The sequence below is a fragment of the Enterococcus sp. AZ063 genome (genome assembly GCF_051715045.1).
Lineage (GTDB): Bacteria > Bacillota > Bacilli > Lactobacillales > Enterococcaceae > Enterococcus_D > Enterococcus_D casseliflavus.
In genome coordinates this window covers 1,512,505-1,537,466 of sequence record NZ_JBIOTA010000001.1, presented here as the reverse complement: position 1 = coordinate 1,537,466, position 24,962 = coordinate 1,512,505, and the positions used below count along the sequence as shown (strand labels likewise).

Sequence of the window (24,962 nt, the reverse complement as noted above, 5' to 3'; positions counted from 1 at the left end):
TTGATTTCTTGCTACATGGTCAGATGCCTTGAAGCTGACGTTTGATAAGAATCATTGCGAAGAAATTTTTCTTTTTCGACACCTTCTCATGAATCAAGAAATCCTTCTCCTTTCTTGTTTTTTTCAATCAACGATTCTTTTGCACAAGTCTGGCAATATGAATCGTTAAATACAAACTTTCGTCACTGGACATTTGATACTGATACTGATTTTCTAATAGCTCAGCGATTTTTTGTACGCATTGATACGCATTTCGATACTTCACTTTGACCATAGCCAAAAGATCTTCATCGGTTTCATCCACATGAGTAGTATGGTTTTGCATTCTTGAAACAAAAAATTTCAAATGCGTAGTGAAGCGATAAAAATAAACGGACTCTTCATCAAAGGTTGTTTTGAAAAAATATTTAACAATGTTTATGATGTCTTGCATCGTTTGGGTTAGTTCAGCAATATTGCCTTGGTCACCATTCTCAGTTTGCGCATTGACGAGATGCAGAGCAATAAAGCCAGCTTCGTCATCTGGCAGCTGAATCCCGTAATGTTCTTTGATTTTCTCTACTGTTTTGCAGCCTATTTGGTACTCATCGGGGAAAAAACGCTTGATATCCCACAATAAGACATTTTTGACCGTCATTCCTTTTTTCGATCGTTCAATGGCACAGTGCATGTGATCCGTCAACGAGATGTAAATGGAATCATTGATTGGGGATGACAATTCTCGCCGAGCATACTCAATGATCTCATTGGATAATTCAAGATATTCCAGTGGTAAGTCAGCAAGCAGCTCTTGAAATTGAGATAAGATCGTCTGATTTTCTAAGCGATACACTTTATCGACCGTTTCTGAAGAAATTTCATCTCCCACTTTTTTCTTAAATGCAATCCCCCGCCCCATAACAATAATCTCGTTTTGACTTTGATCGGTAGTGATCACAACATTATTGTTTAACACTTTACTGATTTTCATGTCCTACCCCCACTTACTTTATCATTGCGGATATGGTTCATTGCTTGTCTTTATTGCTGAGCCAACAGTCAACACAGAAAAAACCTCATGAAAGCAGCGCAAATACCGCAGCTTCATCAGGTTTAGCTTGTTAAAAATCAACAATCACTATCCATTAGAACCAGTTTTATTATCTTTATCATAGCAAAGGTGGAAAGCGCTGTCAATCGTTGTTCGTTATTTTTATATTCATCCCTTCTTTCTTTTTTCGTGCAAAAAAACCTTAAAAACGAAAGTCTTTAAGGTTAGCGTTACTATTAAAACTATTAAACTTCACTTGCCTGCAAACGGTACATATCGGCATACAACCCTTTTTGAGCCAAAAGTTCATCATGGGTGCCTCGTTCGACGATCGAGCCTTTATCAAGCACCAAAATCAACTCGGCATCGCGGATGGTAGACAATCGATGGGCGATCGCGATCGTGGTTCGCCCTTGACGCATATTTGCCAACCCTTCTTGGATCAGTCCTTCTGTTTCAGTATCGATATTGGCAGTCGCCTCATCCAAGACCAGCACTTTCGGATCGGTCACCATGGTGCGGGCAAAGGAAATCAATTGTCTCTGCCCACTTGAATAGCTGGCGCCCCGTTCAATCACTTTGGCGTGGTATTTACCAGGTAATTTTTGAATAAAGGCATCTGCTTGAACAAATTTTGCTGCTGCTTCGATCTGTTCCTCACGAATGTCCTGATTCAATAAGCGGATATTGTCAGCGATGTCCCCATAAAACATGAAGGCGTCTTGCAATACGAGTCCGACTTTTTTCCGAAGCTCTTCCATCGTGAAGTCGCGGATATCTTGATCATCGATCAAAATTTGCCCTTCCCCGAATTCGTAAAAACGCATCAACACATTGATGATCGAGCTCTTGCCACTTCCTGTGTGACCGACTAAAGCCACGGTCTCACCTGGATAGGCGATGAAAGAAATATGATTCAATACGTTGTTTTTACCATCATAGGAAAAACTGACATCGCGAAATTCGATTTTTCCTTTGGTGATGGTTTGACTCGCATCGGGGTTTTGCTGGGGCGTGTATTCTTCGTTATCCATAATCTTTAGAATACGGCTGCCGGCGACCATCCCATCAGTAAAGACGCTGAGAAAATCCATCATCTGTGTCATGGGATTAAAAAATCCTTGAATATAGGTCGTAAAGGCGAAAATCAACCCGACTTCAATGGGCGATTCTAAGGCATCAAACCCAAAGACCGTCAACGACAAGGCGATCGCTAAGGCATACAACAAACTAATGATTGGTGATAATAGCAGCGCATTCGTGCGGATCATAGCGTATCTAGTTTTCAAATAATCATCGTTGGTCGCTTCGAATTCTTCATTCAGCCGCGCCTCTTGACGGAATTGCTGAATGATTTGCATACCAGAAATCGATTCATTCAATTTCGTATTCAGCTGACTCAGTTTTTCCCGCATTTGACGATAGATACGAGAGCTGAATTTTTGATAATACCAGATGACTACCATTAGGATCGGCAGAAAAATCAAGTTCAGTAAGGCAATTTTGACGTTGATGCGGAACATGGCGGCAAAAGAAGAAACCACCGCAAAAATTCCTGTCAATACCATCAAGAAGACATACCAAAATTCATACAACGTTTCTGTGTCGTTGCTGACCCGTGAAACGATCGAACCCGCTGGCGTCTGATCGAAATAGCGCATCCCAAGACTATGCAATTTTTCAAATAATTTTGCTCGAATATACTGATAGGTTTTTAAAGAACCCATCGAATAAAGGAACCATTGGAAAAACCAAATCACAGCTTTTACCAACACCCCAAAGAAATACAATGCAGCAAAGAAATAAATGACTTGCTGGGTCGCCGTTTGATTGGTCAAATAATTATCCATAAAGGTTTGAATGATCAAAGGCAACAGGATATTGACGATCGATAGCACAAAAGCAAAAAAGATCGCTGCATAGAAGGTTTTTCGAAATGGCTTGGCAAAAAGAAACATTCGTTTGATGATGTTTTTTTGCTCTTTAAAGGGAATCGATTTACTCCATTCTGATTCTTGCATTAGGCTTCACTCCCTTCGATTTTGGCTTCTAGTTGCTGTTTGTCCCACATTTTTTTATACCAGCCATTTGCAGCCAATAATTGTTCATGGGTCCCACGTTCACTGATTTTCCCATTGTCGATCACGAGAATTTCTTCTGCGTGCTTGACACTGCTTAGGCGGTGGGCAGCAATGATCGTTGTTTTATTCTGACGGAACGTCCGCAACTGTTGTAAAATAGCTTCTTCTGTTTTGGCATCTACTGCTGAAAGGGCGTCATCTAAAATCAATAATTCTGGATCAGTGATCAAAGCACGGGCAATGGATAACCGCTGTTTTTGTCCACCAGAAAGAGAAACACCACGTTCCCCCACCATCGTTTCGTACCCTTCAGGAAACTGACTGATATCCTCGTGGATCACTGCCAATCCAGCAGCTGCTTCCACTTCTGCTTGAGAAGCCCGTGGTTGCGCAAAGCGGATATTGTCTCGAATCGTCATGGAAAACAAGAAATGATCTTGCGGAACATAGCCAATCGAACCCAAAAGAGCATTCAAGGAGTATTGCTTGCTATCGATGCCCCCGAAGGTGATCGCTCCATCAAATGAATCATACTCTCGCAACAAAAGTTTCATCAAAGAGGTTTTTCCAGCACCGGTTTTCCCGACGACACCAAGTGTTTGCCCGGCAGGCAAAGTAAAGTGGATGTCTTGCAGAGCAAAATCATCTCCTTGATAGTGAAAATCATTGATTTGAACGTCAACCGTTCCTTGGGCTGGGGCATCGACCGCATCTTTGGCTTCAATGATATGGGTCTTGGCCGCCAACAATTCGGCAACCCGATCATAACTAGCATTGCCTCGTTCCAGCACATTAAACAGACGTCCGATGGCAAACATCGGCCAAACTAACATGCCGATATAACTGATAAAAGATACCAATTGACCGATCGAGATGGTACCGTCCATGACATAATTGCCACCGACGATGATCGTCAGCACATAGGAGATTCCGATGATGATCGTAATAAACGGATCAAACAAGGCATCCAGAAAATTGACTTTGCGGTTTTTGATGATGGCATGGTCGATTTTGGTTTGAAAATCAGCGATGTCCTCTTTTTCCTGTCCAAAGGTTTTGATGACTTTCATCCCAGTAATACTTTCTTGGGCTTTGTCGTTGATGGAAGAAAATGCTTCTTGCGAGTCACGAAACGCATCATGCAATTTGCTGCCAAGAACCCTTGCCATGACTGCTAAGAAAGGCAGCGGCAATAGAGCAATGATCGTTAACCGCCAGTCGATAAAGAGAACCATCGCAATGATGGTTGCCCCTCCCGAGATGAAAGAATCGGCAAAGGTCAAGATCCCCGCCCCTGCCACATTTTGGATGGCATTCAAGTCATTGGTGGCATGGGCCATCAAATCACCTGTCCGATGCTTTTGATAAAACAACTGATCCATCCTTGTAAAATGTGCAAATAGCTGTCTGCGTAACGTTTTTTCTAGCCGAGCGGCACTGCCCCAGATATGCGTTCGCCAGACAAAACGAAACACGTATTGAGCGATGGCTGAAGCAATCAAGATCATGACCCAAAAAAAGATCGTCTGCATCGAGATCTCTTTTTCCGCAATCTCATCGATGATGATCCCGATAACTTTCGGAGGTGCCAACTGTACCAAGGCGACCAAGACTAAAGAGCCTACGCCTAACAAATAATGTTTCTTTTCTTGTTTAAAAAACCAACCTAACTTCCTAAATATTGACATAACACTCTCCATTTCTTTATGACCTGTTGCCTAAATTTTGCGATTTTTCCGAATATTCATTGGATTCAGTTACATTCACTCCCCCGCTATTCACAGAACAGAAATAAATAAAGTAGCCTGGGGACATTTTTGATTCGTTGCTGCGTTTTGCCGCAATAAAAAGCGAGCTGATAAAATCAGCCCGCTTTTTAGAAAAAAACCTACTTTTGGTTTTTCATTTGCTGCATCATCTGACGAATTTTTTTCTCAGAAGGTTTTTGACCCATTGACATCATCATCGAGCGAAGCATATCCTCATTAACGGGAGGATTTTTCTTTAGATAATCTTGCATATATTTACGCGCCAAAAAGAAGCCGCCGACAGCGCCTAGTAATGCTGCAACAACAGCGATCACGATTACGATTCCTATATTAATAGTCATTTGAAAACTCTCCTTTCTCTTGTACTCTCAATGAATCATTTTACTAGAAAAAAACACAAAAAGAAAGAGTGAAAGCTGGATTTATCCAAAAACTTTCACTCGTTTCCTCAACTTAATGCGACATCTCTTTTGTTGAATAACCAATTTGTTAAAAGGTAGATTAAAACACTGTAAACAAGGATCCCGATCGCCATTTCCCAATAGCCCAATCCCGGATCAAAAGCAGTCATCTGCATGTCAGGACTATTTAATAAACTCGGTATTTGCTCTTTAATATTCATAAAATTAAATGGATTCCACTTCAGCCATGGGTATTTTTCTTGCGCAAAAAGCATGATCGAGTTGATGATGCTGCTTCCAAACAACATACCCAAGCCTAAGCCTACCGCCAAGCTTTGGGAGCGAATCACGGCTGAGATAAAGATGGTCAATGCAATATAAAAGACAATCAATAGCAAGTTGGTTCCCGCAAAAACAAGGGCAACGAGAATCGCCGCTAGCCCGTTGTAGCCAGTAGCAGCAAAAGGTGATTCAGCAGCTAAAAATAAATTGGCAGCTGCTAAACTACTGATCAGTAAAACAGCGGTCCCTAACAGCGCAAATAAAAACGTGTTGATGGCTTTTGCTGCTAAGATTTGGCTTCTGGAAAAAGGCCGAATCAATAAGAACTTGATCGTTCCACGACTGAACTCTTCTGCCACTGAAGAAGCCGCCACAATCACTACAAATAAGTTTAAGAACGACGTCATATCGCTTAAAGAAGCAAATAAATCATTGGCTCCAATTTCTGGACTACCTAAGCGTACAACATAGGTCAAGCCAAACGTCATTAAAACCAATAAAAGCAGCATGATCCAAGTAGAACGCTTTTTGGTTAATTTGATCCATTCATTTTTTATCAATGTCAGCATGCTTACAAACCTCCTTCTTCGGTCCAAGCCAAGAATGTATCTTCCAAAGAAGATTGCTTTGTCCGTAGTTCTTTTAAGCCGATACCCGCCGTCACGATCGCTGCAGCGATTTCAGAACGCTGATCTGTTTGCAGCGTGACGTGCAATTCGTCTTCTACGTGCAAGACCTCGACGTCAAAGGAAGCTTTTAACAGTGCTTCTGTTTGCAAGTTATCATCGGTTTTGATGATCAACACATTTTTCTCTGCTTTCAACTCTGCCATTGCTACTTGATGGGTGACTTTTCCTTTTTGCACCACGATCAAATGATCCGCAATTTGCTCGATGTCGCTTAACTGATGACTGGAAACTAAAACAGAGACCCCTTTTGCTCGCAAAGAAAGAATCATTTCCCGAAACTCCCGCATGCCTTTAGGATCCAGACCATTCATCGGCTCATCTAAAACTAATAGATCTGGTTGATGGACCAGCGCCTGGGCAACACCTAAACGCTGACGCATCCCTAAAGAATAAGTTTTGACTTTTTGATGGATATGTCCTTCTAAATGCACCTGACGGATCAGGGCTTCTAGCTCAGAGGCTGTGCCTTTTTTCTTCGCCATACGTTGATACTGCATCAAATTCTCATAACCGGTCATATAATTATAAAACTCAGGATTCTCAACGATCGCTCCGACTGAGGCAATCGCTGTTTTAAAAGAAGAATCCAATAAATTTCCCATAATGGCAATCGATCCTGTGTTGTGCTTCATCAAGCCAACGATCATTCGGATGATCGTCGTCTTCCCAGCCCCATTGGGCCCTAATAAACCAACGACTTGTCCTTGGTCCACCACAAAGGAAACATCATCAATGATTCGTTTGGTTCCAATCAATTTGGAAACATTTTGCAGTGCTAATACTTCTGTCAAAGTTACCCCTTCTTCCTAACACCATTTCTGCAACGATTTTAAATAAAAAACGTTATGATAATATGTATACCATGCCATCTCTGTAAAAAAAAGTCAAGAAGTGAAAAAGGAACATCGATGCTCCTGTTTTTGCTTCTTGACAACTTCCTGTATCACTGTTGCTTTTCACGTTTGCCCTATTGCTGCTGGTCAAAAGCTTGGCAAAATTATAAGTTCTATTTGCTCGATCTTATAGCGGGTTCACTCCGTTTGGGTGAATGCCAGTTGGGCGAACGCTGCCTTGTTCTTGGCACTTCTGATCTGTTTGATCACTTGCTTGAGCTGTTTCCACTCCTTTGCGCTTGGGTGACCATTCCAATAAAAGAGGTAAGGCTGTTCTTCCTCGGAAAATTCCTGATGGATCGGATAATCGCTGATCACCAAATCTGGTTTTTGAGACAGCGAATAATGGGCCATCGCTCGATGCGTGGCATTCATCAAGCGGTTCTTGATCCAAAGCTCTTGCGTTTTTCCGTATTTCGAATGGATCGAGAACGTGACCGGCTGTTCATATTTGATAAAAATAACTCTCAGTAACATACAGTATTGGAAAATCAAACGATCATTCATTTGCAGTAATCTACGCAACTCTGGTAAAGAAACAGTCGCTTCCAAAAAAAACCGTTTCATGGTTGGATAAAGCACTGGAAAAGCGGCTTGCAGCTCTTGCTCGTCGGTTGTTTTGCCAAAACTATCGCTTTTTTGTCGCGTACCAAAACAGCCAGAGGCGGAATGGATCATTACCAGATTAACCAGTAAATAGTTTTTTTCGGCCTCTGTAAACGTCAACCGAAAATACACGGCTAGTTTTTCAACGAGCTGCGCTTCTTGCTGGTACTTTGGCTGAGTCAGCCACGAGATGTTAGCAGCATCGAGATCCTCCTCAAGATAGGTGTTCATTACCCCAAACATATAATACAAGAAGCTGCGTTCAACCTCCGAAATTTCAGAAAACGGCAGATGACTCCTGTTAAACAATGGGTTCAAAAAGACCTGATCAAACTGATTTTTTTCAATTAATGGGTGCTCAAACGTCAGTACTTCGTTGGGTAAAAACGAAAGCGGATGCTTTTGATGGATTCTTTGCACGGTTATAGCGAATAGATGAAGAAATTTATCGATATCGATTTTTCTCATATAAGAAGCATGGGTTTCAAACAACGCTTCAGCCTGCGCTTTCTCCTTGATCGATGCCAAGACTTGTGAGTCCTTCTCATCAAAAATTTGCCAATAGGTAAGATGATAAAAATAGCGGATCGCATATTCAGCACCTGCTAAAGGATCACCTTTTTTTAAACTATAGGACAAATGATAGTTCGCCAAAACATGATTTAACTCCTGCAATTTTCGTTGAATCGTGCGGGGACTGCTAAAGGTTTTGTGGCTGAGTTGTTCAAGGGAATGATAATCCCCCTGAAAGAGTGCATCCAGCAAGATAAACCCAACGGTTCCCTGCAACAATACACTATAGGCTTGGCTCAATAGAAATCGTGGAGAAAAAGCAATCGACACTTCTTTTTCCAGCCGATCATAGGTCAAAGTAAACTGAGGATAGCGTGCACGAAACACCTCTACTTGCTGAACGATCGACTGCATTTTGTTGGTTTTCCTATCGAAAACACCTGAGAGCTCTTTAATTGTATAGTCTTTCTTGTTCGTTTCGTAACAATAACTTAGAAACGCATAAATTTGTTTTTCTGTCGTATCCAAAAGTGCCTGTAACATGAAATTTCCCTCGCTTGTATAATCAGCAAACGCTGTTTTTATCCTAAATTTGTCATCTTACAAAATTGTAAGCTGGCAGTGTTTGGTGATCGTACCACCGTGCGCTCTTTTCTGTCAAATCACTTTTAACAAATTTTCCTTTCGTTATCTGTATATTTTCATAAAAAAAGTCTGACGCCTCAAAACGATCGTCAGACTTTTTGTTAAAAACGGTAAAACAAAACGTGATTGTGCTTTCTGGGGAAGAAAATTCCAATCGTGGGTTATCAATTCTCTCATTATCCTCGGCTTTTTTCTTTACTGTCTCTCATCAGAAAATAACTTTCGATTCAGCCAGTAAAGGAAGACAGTAAGGATAACCACGCCTAGACCAAAGAGTAAATAGCGAATACTCGTATTTTTGCTGCCGGTTTTCGGTAGTAAGGCTCCATTGACCTCCTTAGCACTGCTTGTCTCCGTACGTTGTTCCTGTTCCATTTTCACTGAAGACGATGCTTTAGCGAGTTGTTTGCCTACGGGATCATTGGAGGAAACACTTCGCTTGCTTGACTGACTTTGGTTAGGCGCTAATTTGTTTGGTTTCGTTTCTGAATCTGAAAGATCCTCAGATGCCGCTTCACTAACGGTCATTGTTCCTGTTGTTGCGGTGGTTTCTTGACTCCTAATTGTCTGACTCGATTCACTCTCACTAACTGGTTGGGTGTTGAAGTTTTCTGACTCACTTGCATAGTGACTACTTTCGATACTTTGAGAATCCTGACTTGTGTTTTCCGTAGTAGAAGTCCTTGGATCCGTCGATTGAGAGTCGCTAAATTTCGGTTCGATACTACTAAAGGAAGAGCTTGTTTCTTCAGACACCTTAGAGCTTGCGCTTATCTCAGAGTTCGTGGTCTCACTAGAGCTCGGGGGTGTGATTACCTGCCATTGACTAGGCTTCAAGTTTTCAGTAATCGTTGTTTCACCGTCATAAATCACAACTAAATCTACTTTATCCACACTTTTGATCTCATCGATGGCCATCTCAGCATAGATCCTTAAGTAGTTTTCAACACCTGAAAACCAATCGACATTTGTTAGATACGTTTCACCAATCACCTTTTCACTGTGTCCATTGCCATCCCAACCATAAGTTAAACGGATACAAACGTTTTGTGAAGTCATCGTTTTGTTCGGCCGTACCGGGATCGTAATGACTTTCAAGGCTTCATCATAGATCACTCGATTCGTTTGAACAGAAAACGATAAATTCCCTCCGGCTCGTTCTTTTGCTGAAGTATGATCGAAACCAAACACCAGCAGCAATAATCCCGCTAACAGCAAAATCAACACAATTCCAACCAGTTTTCTCATTTCCTCACTTCCTAAATGAATATTTCAAGATAACTTGATAAGGAAATTATAATAAATTCTCAGAGAAAACATGCGCCGAAAAAAAAAGGAAAGACCCAATAAAATGGCATCTTTAATTTCGAGTATTATATATAGAAAAGATATTTACCATCCTCTTCCGCATTTGAAACTCTCTCGAACTTTTACCACCGCCAACAAAACAGTTTATTATTTATCATTTAAATATATATCATATATAATATATGACCATTTTTGTGCTAAAATTCAAGTATAAGCAAATCAACCTTTAGGAGTACGTGATCGATGGAATTAGAGCCAAAAGTAGCAAAATTGATTGTTAAAAGCTTAAAAGATATCATCAACCATGAAATCAATCTTTTTGACACCTCGGGTACGATCATAGCTAGTACAGATACCGTGCGGATTGGTACCAGTCATGAAGGCGCCCGTTTAGCAGCCAAAAATCAACAGACATTAACGATTGAACATGACAATCAGTTTAAAGGAGCAAAAAAAGGAATCAATATCCCGGTCCTTTTTAATCAATCCGTTGTAGCAATTATTGGAATTACTGGCGAGCGTACAAAGGTAGAGCCTTTGGGGAATATTATCAAAAAAATGACGGAGATTTTGATCCGAGAAAACTGGATTCAATTGACAAATTTCCATCAACGGCAAAACTACCACAGTCTAGCTACGATGCTGATCGCTCCTCAAAGAGATGATAGCTTGGCGGCTTATTTAGCCTCGCTCTTAGACATTGATTTGGAACGACCTCGCATCCTCGTGATAGGGAAATTTCTTTTTACTAGAGAAAAAAATAATCTGAATTATGAAAAACTGCTCCATACCATCCAATCGCATTTGCACATTTTTCCAGGTAGTTTCTTCTCGCTGATCAATCAAGAAATTTGCCTGTTTTTCGAAAAGCAGGAAGAAGCTTCGCTGATCCCCTTACTGATGCAAATGCAAAAGGATATTTCTAAGCGTTTTGATCGTCAAATGTCCTTTGGGATCGGCGGTTTAGCAGAAACCATCGATGAGTATTGGTCTAGTTATGAAAAGGCGCAAAAAACCGTCAATTGGTTGATCAATCAAAAAAGTGCGACCATCTCTTCTTATCAAGAAATGGATTATGGGTTGCTCTTTGTCGGGATTTCTGCAGAAGATAATAAACAATTGCAAAAGAAAGTGCTTGGCAGTCTGACTGTTGAGGAGATTAAGCAGTTCCAATTGATCTTTGAAACGTATAAACGCTATAATGGTAGTATTATGAAGTGTGCCGAGGCACTTTTTTTACACAAGAATACTTTTCAAAACAAACTGAATCGCATCACGGAAAAGACGGGCTACAATCCACGTAATTTGAGTGATTTTACTGTGTTGTCGGCGGCTTTTATGAGTTATCGCTTGTCTAATCTAGAGAGATAATTTGTTGAACAAGCAAATGCTTCAGCGTAACAAACTTCGCATTTTAAATCGATGGTATCATTTGTTGTTCAAGTCATCTGTTTCCAATCAGCCTGATCATCCATCAACAGCCTAACTCATAGCACCAGCAACGTTTCCCTGTTTTCTGTCTTCCAGTTGACGCAAAATTGTTTTTACACTGTATTTTTGAGTTTCAATACACGCAACAAAAAGAGCGCTCCTCTGAGAAGAAACGCTCTTTTATTATGTCCTTTAGTTGTGAACAGCTCGTGCTCTCTTTTCAGTGAAAAGGAAAACAAATGACCTCGATTCGTTACTGTTAACCTTGCAATTTTAAATCATTGATCGTTTCATAATAGTTTGCGATTGCAGAATGATCCCTTTTTTCTAATCCGTAGGCTTTCAGTGATTGCATAATCTCCATTGCAGATGCTGTAAATGGTGTAGAAACATTACTATCATGTGAGGTGTCTAATGCATTTTGCAAGTCCTTGATATGCAATTCGATACGGAAACCAGGATCGAAGTTACCAGAAAAAATCTTTTCTGATTTTTGATCCATGACTGTGCTTCCTGCCAAACCTGTGCGAATGGCTTGATAAACTGCTTCAGGAGAAACACCTGCTTTTTTGGCTAGACAATAAGCTTCAGAAATAGCTGCGATGTTGATCGCTACAATCATTTGATTGGCTAGTTTCGTAATATTTCCAGCACCTACTTCACCGACTCGTGTCACAGAAGAAGCCATCGTCTTCAATAAAGCTTCATATTTCTCAAAAACTGCTTTTTCTCCGCCAACCATTACCGCGATCGTCCCATCAATGGCTTTTGGTTCTCCACCAGAGACAGGCGCATCAATAAAATGGACTCCTTGTTCTTTCAAACGAGCTGCAAAGTCTTGGCTGGCTTTTGGTGCAATTGAACTCATATCAATGACTGTTTTACCAGCTGACAAGCCTTCAGCGATCCCTCCAGGATTGAATAGTGCCGCTTCTACGTTTGGAGAATTCGGCAGCATCGTAATGATCACTTCTGCTGCTTCTGCCACCTTGGCGCCTGACTCGGCTGCAAGTGCACCAGCTGAAACAACTTCATCGATTGCGGATTGGTTAAAATCAAACACAATAACCTCATAGCCATTCTTTACTATATTTTTCACCATTGGTTTACCCATGATTCCTAAACCGACAAATCCTACTTTCATCAATACCATCTCCTACTTTCGTTGATTTAATAAATATGCTCGGATCGCGGTTTCTCCAGCGATCACCACATTTTCCTCTACTTGTGTCATTGCTTCTTGCAAACTCATTGGTCGATGGATAATTGGCAAAATAAGGTCAATTCCAGCGGCATAAGCTGCCGAAACCTCTTTCTCCCGACTACCGACCACAGCAATCACCGGTTTATGGTGCTTTTTGGCTAGCTCGGCAATTCCCACAGGAACTTTGCCATTCAGCGATTGCTGGTCAAGCTTGCCTTCGCCAGTTATGACGAGAGCAGCTTGGGCAATTTTCTTTTCAATTTCTACTAAATCTAAGATCGTTTCAATACCGTTGCACGTTTTGGCTTGGCAAAACACTTGCAATGCAGCCCCTAGACCGCCTGCTGCCCCTGCACCTGGTGCGTCAGCAATATCAATCTGCATCTCTTTTTTGATCACAGAGGCATAATGTTTCATCCACTGATCACAGGTTTTCGTTTGGTCAATCGGAATGCCTTTTTGAGGACCATAGATAGCAATGGCACCTTTTTCACCGACTAACGGATTCGTTACATCCGATAAAATATTGATTTTTACATCCTTTAATCGTGGATCGATTTTAGAAATATCTATCGAAGCAAGCTTTGCTAATCCAGCTAATCCTCTCGGGATGTCCTTTCCTTGATCGTCGTAAAAGGAGACCCCTAATGCTTTTGCCATTCCAGTCCCGCCATCACTCGTTGCACTGCCGCCTATGCCAAGGTAAATCTCTTTTGCGCCTTCATCGAGGGCAGCCAAAAGCAACTCCCCTACCCCGTAAGTCGAAGCGTTTAAGGCATTCTCAGCATTTTGCTCGATTAAAGTAATCCCGCTTGCTTCTGCCATTTCTAATACGACGATTTGATTAGGTAAAACACCATATTGCGCCTTCACAGGATTTCCCAATGGATTTTGAACAGTTATCCTTTTTCGTTTTCCTGCCAAGGCATCAACTAAAGCTTCGACTGTGCCTTCTCCACCATCGGCGACTGAAAATTTATCGATAGGACTATGGGGCAAAACCCGACGAATCCCTTTTTCTAACCACATTGAGATATCTTTACTGGAGGCACTTCCTTTGAAAGAATCTGCTGCAATCACAATTCGCTGTTCTTCCATGAATCCACCCCCTTTTCTATAGTTAGGCTTGATTATAAGAAACCCGCCTTCTTCATTTCATCAATCATCTTGTCTAAGACAACGCCCTTACTTGCTTCCGTCGGCAAAATCGAAGGTCCCACATTCAAGCCCATCAAGTTTGCCATATCTTTGGTAGCTGAAGGGAAACTTGCTGCATCTTGCGATAAACGGATCGGGTTCAGGGTAAATTGGTTCTTTAGCGCGCCTTGGAAATCACCAGATACGTACTGGTCATAAATACCGCAAACCAATTCAGGATAAATATTTGCCGTTGAACAGACACCGCCGACTGCTCCCATACAGAGTGAAGGATAAACAATGGTATCTTTTCCTGCAATCACTCGAAAGCCAACATCAGCATTCCGTCGAACCAGTTCGCTTAGGAAGGTCAAATCTCCGCTTGAATCTTTGATCCCTACGATATTCTCAACGGTATGCGCCAGCTTTTCGATCAATGGTTGACTCAGCGAATACCCAGCTCTTGCTGGATTGTTATACAAAAGCACCATCGTATCGGAAACCGCGTCTGCGATTGCTTTAAAATGATTGTACAGTGCTTCTTCTGTGGGTTTGATGAACATTGGGTGTAAAACGGAAATACCAGCGATCGGCAATTTTGCTGCCTGTTTGGCAAGCGCCACCGCATGTTTCGTACGTATTGGGCCCATCCCAAAGAAAACAGGTACTTTTCCAGCGGCTTCATCTAAAATGATTTCTGTTGCTGCAAGCATTTCATCATGTTCGAACATATAAAACTCACTATTACTGCCAAAAGCCAAAATGCCATGAACACCATGATCGATCACGTGCCGTACGATCTTTCGCAACTTAGTTTCACAAATCATTTCTTCTTCATTCACTGGCGTGAGTAAAGGAACAATGATCCCTTTAATCTTTTCTTTTTCCATTATGGTCAATCCTCTCACTCAAAGCTTCGATTAATTTGTATTCGCTCGATTACTCTCTGACTAAAGCTGGTTTCTTATTGTCAAATGTCCAGCCAGGAATCAAGTACTGCATGGCAATCGCATCATTGCGCGCCCCTAAGCCTTCTTTTAAATACAGTTGATGCGCCGCATCAAGCTTTTCTCGGTCAAGTTCCAGCCCAAGGCCATGGGAATTTCTAGGAATAGTAATTTCACCGTTTTTGATTTGATGCGGATTTTTGGTCAAGCCTTCGCCATCTTGCCAAATCCAGTGGGTATCTGCGGCATTTACTTCCCCAGGTGCTGCCGCTGCAGTATGAGCGACCATCGCCAAAGAAATATCAAAATGATTATTGGAATGCACACCCCAAGTCAAATCTAGGTCATGACATAACTGCGCCACACGCACACTGCCTTGCATCGTCCAAAAATGCGGATCTGCCAGCGGAATCGTCACACTATCTAAGCGAATCGCTGCTTTCATTTCTCGCCAATCCGTTGCTACCATATTCGTCGCCGTCGGCAATCCTGTTTTTCGGCGGAATTCTGCCATCGTTTCTCTACCAGAGAAGCGACCTTCTGCACCACAAGGATCTTCTACATACGCTAATACGCCGTGAAGGTCTTTGCAAAGCGCAATTGCATCATCTAGTAACCATCCGCCATTCGGATCAAGGGTAATCCGAGCATTGGGAAATTCTTTTTTCAACGCTTTGACGGTTTGTACTTCTTCTTGCCCTGATAACACGCCGCCTTTTAATTTAAAGTCCTCAAAACCATAGCGCTCATAGGCAGCTTTCGCTAACTTGACGATTGCTTCTGGGGTCATCGCTTCTTCACGACGTAGTGCTCCCCATGAATCATCGAGCGTATTGTCAGAAGCATAAGGCAAGTCTGTTTTGTTGCGATCTGCTACATAAAACAGATAACCTAAAAACTTCACTGATTCGCGCACTTGTCCTTCACCTAACAAAGCGGCAACGGGCACCTGCATGTGCTGTCCTAGTAAATCCAACAATGGCGCTTCAACAGCAGTCATAACATGAACCGTCGTTCGCAAATCAAATGTTTGGTTCCCGCGCCCACCAGCATCCAACTGCGCATAACGTTCGTGAATCTCTTTTACGATGTTTTTGTATTCGCCCAAAGTCCGACCCACAACTAATTCACGACAGTCTTCCAATGTCTGACGAATTTTCTCACCACCTGGCACTTCTCCTAAACCCGTATTACCCGTGTCATCAGTTAAAATAACGATATTTCTAGTAAAGAAAGGGCCATGGGCTCCACTTAGATTTAATAGCATACTGTCATGTCCTGCTACAGGGACAACTTCCATTTTTACGATTTTTGGAATCATCAAAATCTCTCCTAGTCAAATTGATAGTTTTTAATATACTGTTTCCCCAAAAAAGAATACAGAGTATCGAGTGCAGACTTTTCGTCGAAAAACAGTGAATTTCTGTGCTAAAGAACATTTTTAAATAAAGATCCCCAATAAGATCCCTACTAGCGTCCATGCTAAGCTGATTCCCCAGAATTTAAAGAAGGAATAACGCAAGAATTTTCGTACATTGGTTTCCCCTAAATCACAAGCCATAATGATTTGTGGTTGGGCAATCAGTGAAGCAAACGCACCAATATTAAAGAATAATGTCAAGGCAACAATATCTGGAGCAACGCCATATTCTCCTGCTAAAGCTGCAATGATCGGAATGAGCGCAAAAAACCAAGTATCGTTGGTAAACAACAGCATCAATGGTGTGCTAAAGATAGCGATCGCAATATGAACATAGGGACCAACAGCTGCGGGAATAATATTCACGAGAACTTGAACCATCGCATCCATCATGCCCGTTCCTTGCAAGATCCCCACGACAACCCCAGAAAGCAAAACGATGGGCGCAATCGGATATGTTTTTGAAGCATATTTGCTGATCAATTGATTTTGATCTTTGAAGTCCGGATAGTTCACGCACAAAGCGATGATCAAGCCAGCTGCGAAAATATAGTAAGAAGGCAGGTTTGAAAACGACAAAGCGATCACTAAGAGGATGGTCAAGATCAGATTGAACCAAAATAGCTTGGGACGAGCAAGCGGTCCATAGTTTTGTTCTTTCGCTAATGAATCAGCGATCCCTTCAAATTTTTCTCCATTTGCCATATGCTTTTTATGGACACCTAAACCTAAGAAATAACCAAGGATCATCGTTCCGATAAAGACAGTGATCCAAACAGGTAGTAAGGTGGTAAATAAGGTCATCGGTGCATTGGGTACATCTGGAAGCAGACTTGCAGCCCGTAAGATCCGTGCGTTCCATGGTGTGATCGATCCTAACATGATACCGACTGAGCAAAGAAAAACGAGTATCACCGGATCGATTTTCAACTTCTTAAATAGCGGCAAAAACAACGGGATCGCAATTAGATAGGTCGACATGACACTTCCATCTAATGTGGTGATCACCGAAATAAACACAGTCAAGCTGCAGAGAATCGGCGCTTTGATTTTTACTTTTTTCAAAAACTTGAATACCATAATATCGAAGACTGCTGCATCAGATATCAGAGAAAAATAAGGTAATGAAAACATGATCATCAAAAAGATGTCTCGTGTCATATCAAGACCGTCAGCGATATATCCTTCCGTCGCTGTCCAGCTTGCCCCGCTTAAGAAAGAAAATGCGACAGGTATCAATGCAAAACAGACAAGTATATTTATTTTATTTCTTAGTAATAAACCCGTGATCAATGTCATCATGACAAAGCCAAGAATAGCTAAATAGCTCATTTTTTATATCCCTCCGAATAATAGATCAGTCAAAGAGGAATATAGCTGAAACTTCAAGCAAAAATTTCAGCTATATCTCTGACATCAAGTAGTCCTTCAATAAATACCTTTAGCGCACAAAGCAAGGTTTTTTTGAGTCAAACTGCCAATCTTCAATAAAGTATTGCATCGCAATTGAATCATCACGATCACGGTATTTGGGGTCCATTGACTGGTACAATTGATGTGCTTCCAGCAATTTCTCCATATTGATTTCAATACCTAGGCCAGGTTTATCGGTGATTTTGATCACGCCATCTTGAATCAAGACAGTGTCATCGCAAAGTTCTTGTCCATCCTGCCAAATCCAGTGTGTATCGATTGGTGTAATATTTCCTGGTGCAGCTGCGGCACACTGTGCGAATGTTGCCAACGTAATATCAAAATGGTTATTGGAGTGAGAACCCCAAGTCAATCCCCAGTCATTCAAGATTTGGGCCATGCGAACACTTCCGTTTAATGTCCAGAAATGCGGATCAGCCAGAACGATATCTACTGCTTTTGAATTTAATGCATGATAAAATTGTCGCCAGTTGGTCGCAATCATATTTGTTGCCACTTGATGTCTCGTGGCTGTTTTGAATTCATTCATGATCTCACGACTTGAAAAACCTGCTTCAGGACCACATGGATCCTCCACATAAGAAATCGTGTCTAGTTTGTCTTTGCAAAGATCGATTGCCTCTGCTAACGACCAAGCACCATTAGGATCAATATTGATTCGCGCTTCTGGAAACGCCTCATGTAAAGCAACTACTGCTTCCATTTCCTCTGTTCCCTTCAGCACGCCACCTTTGACTTTGAAATTTTTGAACCCATAGCGTGCCTCAAGTGCTTTTGCTTGCTGCACCATTCCCTCTGGTGTTAAGGTTTCCTGTCTTCTAATGCGCTCCCACTCATCTTTGGGCTCTTCCTCTACGCGATAAGGCAGATCGGTTTTCCCTGCATCGGCGATATAAAACAAATACCCCAACACTTCAACTTCATTACGCTGCTGACCATCACCTAATAATGCACACATCGGTTTATTTAGAAACTTGCCAAGCAGATCCAGCATCGCACATTCAACCGCTGCCTCCGCTTGGACGACAAATTTCAGATTTTTTAAATCCAACCCTTGAAGTCCTTCCCCATCGTTTCCTTTCATCGCCGCTGCATTTTTGCGAATCGTTGTAATCACATTACGATAATTGGCAATTTCTTGACCCACGACAAAAGGAATGTAACTCTCCAGCATTTTGGTGATGTCTTCACCGCCATGGATCTCACCAATGCCTCTATTCCCAGTTTCGTCTTCTAATACAACAATATTCCTCGTAAAATAAGGTGCATGACACCCGCTTAAGGTAAGGGTCGGACTGTCATACCCAGCAATCGGAAACACCTGCATCTTTGTCACTTTTGGAGAACCATTTTTACTCATATTCATTCCACCTTCTCTATTATTTTTGGTTTGTTCAGTTTGAAGAAAAACATGCTTCGTAATCAAAACGCTTTACGTTTTTATAAATTGCTTCCTGTGCATACCACTAAACCCTTCTTCGCTCATTCTTGTTAACAAAATCACAATCCTTTGGTCAGTAAATGTTTTTGAAGAATTCTGCTCATTTTCCGAGCAATCGAAACAAAAATCAGTTTCTAGAAAGAAGGGTCCGAAACACTAACTAGACTAAGGGAACTTCTGATATTTCTCGCACATTTCCAGTCATATGTCGAAAAAGCGTCAGCGTATGGAAGCGGTTTATGATTATTAACTTGCTCTAAGAATACAAATATTCTTCGCGAATAAAAAGGGTATGTGAGATAGTTATCCGCATCGTTTCTGCTTGATAAATGTTACAGAAACCATTTTAAGAATTCCAAAACAGCCAAATTTTTTCTGTAATCGGCGGGCTACAAGCGTAAAAACGGTAGGTCACCCCATCGAGAAAATAGCAAAAAAAACCGATAATGCCCTTGATGACCTCTTTCAGCAAAAAGAACTAAATTTTACTGAATCAGTCGATCAAAACACATGAACGGTTTTGTCGCTACTTTTTATTCTGTTTTCTGCTAACCCATGTCCCCATTGAATAATTATGTTTGTTTTTGCCCGTTGTAGACTTTTGTTATCTGTTGAAGGGACTTTTCCCCATTGATTTTTTTAGCGTCACATAGGTAACGATAGACAGTATGACTATCCCTAAGAAAATCAACCGATCATTCAAGACTTCATCCGTCTGCGGGAGAAGCTTCTGCTTATTATGGTTGGCACCATCACTTCTTGCCGAGCTGGAAGAGTGACTTGATCCACTATTATTTAGCAAACCTTCCAGTGTATTGCTTGTACTACTTTCACTACTTGGTTCCGTGCTGCTACTAGTGCTGCTTTCGCTACTTGGTTCCGTGCTACTGCTGGTGCTACTTTCACTACTTGGTTCCGTGCTACTACTTGTACTGCTTTCACTACTTGGTTCTGTGCTACTGCTGGTGCTACTTTCACTACTTGGTTCCGTGCTGCTACTAGTGCTGCTTTCACTACTTGGTTCCGTGCTGCTACTAGTGCTGCTTTCGCTACTTGGTTCCGTGCTGCTACTAGTGCTGCTTTCGCTACTTGGTTCTGTGCTACTGCTGGTGCTGCTTTCAGTACTTGGTTCCGTGCTATTGCTTGTACTACTTTCACTACTTGGTTCGGTAGTACTACTTGTACTGCTTTCACTACTTGGTTCCGTGCTACTGCTGGTGCTATTTTCACTACTTGGTTCGGTAGTACTACTTGTACTGCTTTCACTACTTGGTTCCGTGCTACTGCTGGTGCTATTTTCACTACTTGGTTCGGTAGTACTACTTGTACTGCTTTCACTACTTGGTTCCGTGCTACTGCTGGTGCTACTTTCACTACTTGGTTCCGTGCTACTGCTGGTGCTACTTTCACTACTTGGTTCCGTACTACTGCTGGTGCTGCTCTCACTACTTGGTTCCGTGCTGCTACTTGTACTACTTGTACTACTTTCACTACTTGGTTCCGTGCTGCTACTTGTACTACTTTCGCTACTTGGTTCCGTGCTGCTGGACTCTCCTGGTTCACCGGTTCCGCCACCACCGCCACCATAGCGTGGCGTATAGCCAGTAATACTGCTTGTTCTTGGCACATCATTGACCAAAGCATCAAGGATGCCCCGATTGGTATATTGTTCCAATGAACCATCCGTTTCTGTTTTGTAGGTAATGTAGATCCGTTCCTCTGTATCCCGCAAAGGAATTTCAAAGGAGCCGTCACTATTTAAAACGATCGGTACTTGCTCGACATACGTTGGGTTGGAAACGCTGGGTCCATAGACCACTCGAGCACTCGTACTGACTAGTGTCTGATGAGGACCTAAAAAGTCAATAAACGTTCCATCTTTGATCCTCACTTGGTCCGTGTCAAACGAGTTGATATACACTCGCCAATCAATGATCCGTTTGGGTTGTTGCGTACCTAAATACAGTCCTTGTTTGGTGAGTAAGGCACCCTCCCCTGAATCATCCACTGCTTGAATAAAAATAGGCACCGATTGCGTCCCATTTGCCGTTTCAAAGTTGATGTTGTTGATCTGGTTTTCTATCACGTCATCACTGAACTTTGTCCAAAAATAAAAGTCCCCATGTACATTGGTATTTTGTTCGACAAATTCCGTGAAAACAAAGGTCAGCTGATTGCCAACTTGGGTAACATTGACCACTAAGTTGTTATTTTCATCGTATAAAGCATACGTATTATTGACGCCTTCAATCTCAGCTGGCAAGGTGACGGTCGCTTTGTCACCTGCTTTTAAATCACCTAAGTCCTCCAAACTCCAGGTCATATCTATTTTAAAGGAATCATCCTTTTCAATACTTGTGATGACCTCGTTGTGGCTATTAACGATCGATACATTGGTGATCAGCTTGGCACCCACATCGGTTTCCCCATAAACAACCCGCATACCAGCAAAAACAGGAATCAACAGCAGCAAGACAGCAAATGCTTTTCCTAAACGTTTGATCATTGGTTTCCTCCCTTAAGTGATCGCTTAGCTAAACCCATCGGTCACAGCAATTACTGTACTCGACATGAATATTTTCATTAACAGTTGTCTTTTCGTTTCACGGTAAGAAAAATAGACTTCCAGTTGCCACATTCTTGCCGCGTATCCGCGACTGCCTAATAGAATCAGTGTTACCTAATTTTATCTGCTTTTCGGTGATTTACACAATTAAAACGCTTCATTGGTGAAAGAAAATAACAATGCAGCAAACAAAAAAAACAAATCCCAATCCGTGTTGATTGAAAGGGATTTGGCTAAAAAATAAATCACTCTGTCGGATCGGCGATTCGATCAATTTGCTGGAAGTACCGGTACTGACAAACAAAGTAAAAAACGATTTGGAAAATCAAAAAGAGACTAACGATCACACCATAGTATTGCCAAACAGGCAATTCTACTAAAATACGCAAAGCGGTCATTGCCACCGCAAAATGGATCATTGCCACGACTGTTGGCAAGAAGTACATCACTTGCAGCTGGCGTCTCAGAACGTTGTGACGCTCCTTGGGCGACACACCTAAAATATGCAAGGAACGATGATACGCACCATCTTTATCTAAATCTGCAAATAAACGGAAATAGATAATCGAAGCGGAGAAAATAAAGAAAACCGAACCTAGTAATACCGTGATCATTAAAATGATGCCATTTCCTTGACGATTTTCTTGGAAAACTTGGTATTTCGAGGTATAAGACGTACGCATCGGAATGTCTTTTGCCGCTTCTGACCACTCTTCATCTGTATAGTCACCTTTGGCTTCAAACTCCCGACTGAGTTCTTCGTATTGCTGATCGATCAAGGCATTTTCTTTATCTAACTTTCCATTGAAATCAGATACCAATTCAGGTGTTTCAGCCCATTCTGGATAGTCTAACCAAATAAAACCAGATTCTATATCATCGTTAGATTCTTGTAAGAGAGCTTGCCATTCCTCAAAGGTCTTATCTGTCACAACTGACAATCCAAAGTAATCCAGAGAAAGCATTGAGGGGCTGTGGACAATCGTAATATCCTTTTTTATACCGGTTTCTGAACCCAATTCAAGTGGATAGATACTTGTGCGTTCGTTCTCAGGGACTTCTAGAAGCTGTTTTCGACGTGAATAATTAGCACTAAGTGTCATTATTTGATTATCTGCAACGGAATCAGCTTCCTCACCGATTTGTTTCATCATTTTCTGATAGTCGCTTTCTCGCATAATTGAAAAGCCATTCGTCGTATAAAATGAATCATTCATAACTGCAGATTCATCAAGATTCGCATAGGCCCATAGTAAGGAAACACTATCCGTTACAGGTGAGTACCCTTTTTCTTCTATGGCAGTTTTAATTTCATTCATTTTCCCCTCAGAATGATCGAGGTCTTCTGGCCCAGACCACGGAAACACATAGGCTACACTGATTCCTTGGATTGAAGAAAAAGAAGAACTGCCGATCGCCAGCATCACGGAAATCCCAACGAATGCCACGGAGGTACTAATAGCGATCAAACTATACATCGCCGCATTGTCTCGCATGCGAAAGATCCATTCGCTGATAGTCAGCATCCGAGTCCCACGTAAGAAGGTCGGGCGTTTTTTTAATCGTTTCAACAGAAATACGCTGAACTGATGGAATGACAAAATCGTGCCTGCAACAGTCAACAAGACTCCTAGCATAAGTGGCAGCATTGAGTAGGTTTGGTAGCTAAAATAAAAGACCGATCCATAGCCAACTAGTAACAGCACAATTCCTGAAAATGCCAATGCCCAATGACTTTTTGGCTCAGGACGTGGTTTTTCATTTTCCTTGATCAATGAGATGATCTGTTCTCCTTGCAAGGCCCGAGTACTGAAAAAGGAGATCAAGAGGAAAATAAAGACATAGATCCCAAAGGTCAATCCTAAACCTTCCATAGGAACCATAAATTTCAGTCCTTCTGTTAAGTACATGACATTTTGCGCAATCAGCAGCAACAATTTCGTCACTAAAATCCCCAACCCAATACCGGTCACTGTGGCGCCGGCTCCTAAAAGGGCATTTTCGACAAACAAAATCTTTCGCAGATCTTTTTCTTCGATCCCCAAAATCAAGTAGATCGCCAGATCACGTTTGCGTCGTTTCAAAAAGACCACAAATGTATACCATAAAAACAACAGCGACAGTAAGGCGATCACCACGAGTGCGACGGATAGACCAACCTTAGCTAAGCTTGAAAGTGTATCGCTATTAGATAAGTTTTCTTCCAATTGCGGATGAAAGAGCAAAAGACTAAAGATATAAAACACCATCGCCGCAAAGGCGCTGCTGACGAAGTATGCTGCATAGGTTCGAAAATTCCCCTGCAGATTACGAATGATCAACTGTCTGAAATTCATGACGGCGACCTCCTAAATGTGCTAGGACTTCAAGAATTTTTTGATAAAATTGCTGTTGATCAGCACCACGATAGACTTCGTTATACAGCTTTCCGTCTTTGATGAAAACGACCCGATCAGAAAAGCTGGCGGAATACGGATCATGGGTGACCATCATAGTGGTGACTTTTCGCTGTTTGTTCATCTGACTTAGTATTTCCATGACATCTCGTGCTGCCTTGGAATCAAGATTACCCGTCGGTTCGTCTGCTAAAAGCAATTCTGGTTGATGGATCAAAGCTCTAGCAATCGCAACTCGCTGCTGCTCTCCACCGGAAAGCTGATAGATACGTTTGTCTTTTTTCTCATAGATCCCAAGTTCACGTAATAGCTGCTCCGAACGTTCTTTCATCTCAGGAACTGCCACCCGATCCAATGTCAGTGGTAAAATCACATTCTCAAGCACGCTCAATGGCGAAAGTAAATTGTAGTTTTGAAAAACAAAGCCTAGTTGCCGACGACGAAACTCCGCGAGTTTTTGCTTAGATAATTCTAGTGGCTGCTCTCCCTTGAGGATCACCGAACCTGAAGTCGGTTTATCCAATGTTGCCACCAAATTCAGCATGGTGGTCTTGCCACTGCCAGATGGACCCATAATGCTGATAAATTCTCCTTCTGGCACTTTGAGATCGATTTGTTGTAAAACCTCAACAGACACTTCCCCTGTATAGGTTTTCGATACATTTTTCAATTCTAGTAAAGCCATCATCTTCACTCCTTTGCTACCAGTTTAGCAGGCGACACCGCAATCAGTTATCGATTTCATGATAGAAAGCTTACAAAATTGTAA

General features: G+C 41.8%; 18 protein-coding genes. 1 reads left to right on the top strand and 17 read right to left on the bottom strand.

From position 1 onward, the window contains the following. Window positions 1-127: 127 nt before the first annotated feature. The 8 genes from licT to IGK61_RS06995 all read right to left on the bottom strand — a co-directional run bounded on the left by licT (window position 128) and on the right by IGK61_RS06995 (window position 10,157). On the bottom strand, window positions 128-970 hold the full coding sequence (gene licT / locus IGK61_RS07030) for a BglG family transcription antiterminator LicT (protein ID WP_005225819.1): 843 nt from the start codon (window positions 968-970) through the stop codon (window positions 128-130). A gap of 305 nt (window positions 971-1,275) precedes the next feature. Next, on the bottom strand, window positions 1,276-3,051 hold the full coding sequence (locus IGK61_RS07025; RefSeq protein ID WP_010748035.1) for an ABC transporter ATP-binding protein: 1,776 nt from the start codon (window positions 3,049-3,051) through the stop codon (window positions 1,276-1,278). Continuing rightward, window positions 3,051-4,799, bottom strand: a complete 1,749-nt coding sequence (locus tag IGK61_RS07020) for an ABC transporter ATP-binding protein (protein ID WP_060792801.1) — start codon at window positions 4,797-4,799, stop codon at window positions 3,051-3,053. Before IGK61_RS07020 ends, IGK61_RS07025 begins: the two co-directional genes overlap by 1 nt. Window positions 4,800-4,999: 200 nt before the next feature. Further along, window positions 5,000-5,221 (bottom strand): YneF family protein, encoded by a 222-nt coding sequence (locus tag IGK61_RS07015; RefSeq protein ID WP_005225816.1) that lies wholly within the window; start codon window positions 5,219-5,221, stop codon window positions 5,000-5,002. 107 nt (window positions 5,222-5,328) lie between these two features. Further along, on the bottom strand, window positions 5,329-6,132 hold the full coding sequence (locus tag IGK61_RS07010) for an ABC transporter permease (protein ID WP_010748033.1): 804 nt from the start codon (window positions 6,130-6,132) through the stop codon (window positions 5,329-5,331). 2 nt (window positions 6,133-6,134) lie between these two features. Beyond that, the gene (locus tag IGK61_RS07005) at window positions 6,135-7,043 is read right to left on the bottom strand and encodes an ABC transporter ATP-binding protein (RefSeq protein WP_074535724.1); all 909 of its coding nucleotides are present in this window, start codon (window positions 7,041-7,043) and stop codon (window positions 6,135-6,137) included. Between the two features lie 240 nt (window positions 7,044-7,283). Next, window positions 7,284-8,807, bottom strand: a complete 1,524-nt coding sequence (locus tag IGK61_RS07000) for a helix-turn-helix domain-containing protein (RefSeq protein WP_074535722.1) — start codon at window positions 8,805-8,807, stop codon at window positions 7,284-7,286. A gap of 297 nt (window positions 8,808-9,104) precedes the next feature. Then, a complete protein-coding gene (locus tag IGK61_RS06995) occupies window positions 9,105-10,157 on the bottom strand; it encodes an LPXTG cell wall anchor domain-containing protein (protein WP_438844776.1) in 1,053 nt (350 codons plus the stop codon). 303 nt (window positions 10,158-10,460) lie between these two features. Here IGK61_RS06995 and IGK61_RS06990 point away from each other — a divergent pair, with 303 nt between their 5' ends. Continuing rightward, window positions 10,461-11,588: a CdaR family transcriptional regulator gene (locus IGK61_RS06990; RefSeq protein ID WP_074535717.1), complete on the top strand. Its 1,128-nt coding sequence runs from the start codon at window positions 10,461-10,463 to the stop codon at window positions 11,586-11,588. A gap of 319 nt (window positions 11,589-11,907) precedes the next feature. Here the strand turns inward: IGK61_RS06990 and garR are convergent, their stop codons facing one another. From garR to IGK61_RS06945, 9 genes are all read right to left on the bottom strand, one after another. Then, a complete protein-coding gene (gene garR / locus IGK61_RS06985) occupies window positions 11,908-12,792 on the bottom strand; it encodes a 2-hydroxy-3-oxopropionate reductase (protein ID WP_074535714.1) in 885 nt (294 codons plus the stop codon). 12 nt (window positions 12,793-12,804) lie between these two features. Next, window positions 12,805-13,950, bottom strand: a complete 1,146-nt coding sequence (locus IGK61_RS06980) for a glycerate kinase (protein WP_074535712.1) — start codon at window positions 13,948-13,950, stop codon at window positions 12,805-12,807. A 32-nt stretch (window positions 13,951-13,982) separates the two neighbouring features. Beyond that, the gene (locus IGK61_RS06975) at window positions 13,983-14,879 is read right to left on the bottom strand and encodes a dihydrodipicolinate synthase family protein (RefSeq protein WP_074535710.1); all 897 of its coding nucleotides are present in this window, start codon (window positions 14,877-14,879) and stop codon (window positions 13,983-13,985) included. Window positions 14,880-14,928: 49 nt separating this feature from the next. Beyond that, window positions 14,929-16,257, bottom strand: a complete 1,329-nt coding sequence (locus IGK61_RS06970) for an enolase C-terminal domain-like protein (protein WP_175445283.1) — start codon at window positions 16,255-16,257, stop codon at window positions 14,929-14,931. Between the two features lie 120 nt (window positions 16,258-16,377). After that, entirely contained in the window at window positions 16,378-17,688 is a 1,311-nt protein-coding gene (locus IGK61_RS06965) for an SLC13 family permease (RefSeq protein ID WP_010748022.1), read from the bottom strand. A 109-nt stretch (window positions 17,689-17,797) separates the two neighbouring features. Beyond that, window positions 17,798-19,150 (bottom strand): enolase C-terminal domain-like protein, encoded by a 1,353-nt coding sequence (locus tag IGK61_RS06960; RefSeq protein ID WP_074535706.1) that lies wholly within the window; start codon window positions 19,148-19,150, stop codon window positions 17,798-17,800. A 685-nt stretch (window positions 19,151-19,835) separates the two neighbouring features. Beyond that, complete coding sequence (locus IGK61_RS06955) at window positions 19,836-21,737, bottom strand: Ig-like domain-containing protein (protein WP_430606482.1); 1,902 nt, start codon at window positions 21,735-21,737, stop codon at window positions 19,836-19,838. A 305-nt stretch (window positions 21,738-22,042) separates the two neighbouring features. Then, window positions 22,043-24,133, bottom strand: coding sequence for an ABC transporter permease (locus IGK61_RS06950; protein WP_074535704.1), 2,091 nt, complete (start codon window positions 24,131-24,133; stop codon window positions 22,043-22,045). Continuing rightward, the gene (locus tag IGK61_RS06945; RefSeq protein WP_016610278.1) at window positions 24,105-24,881 is read right to left on the bottom strand and encodes an ABC transporter ATP-binding protein; all 777 of its coding nucleotides are present in this window, start codon (window positions 24,879-24,881) and stop codon (window positions 24,105-24,107) included. The genes IGK61_RS06950 and IGK61_RS06945 overlap by 29 nt, the downstream gene beginning before the upstream one ends. Between the last annotated feature and the right edge of the window lie 81 nt (window positions 24,882-24,962).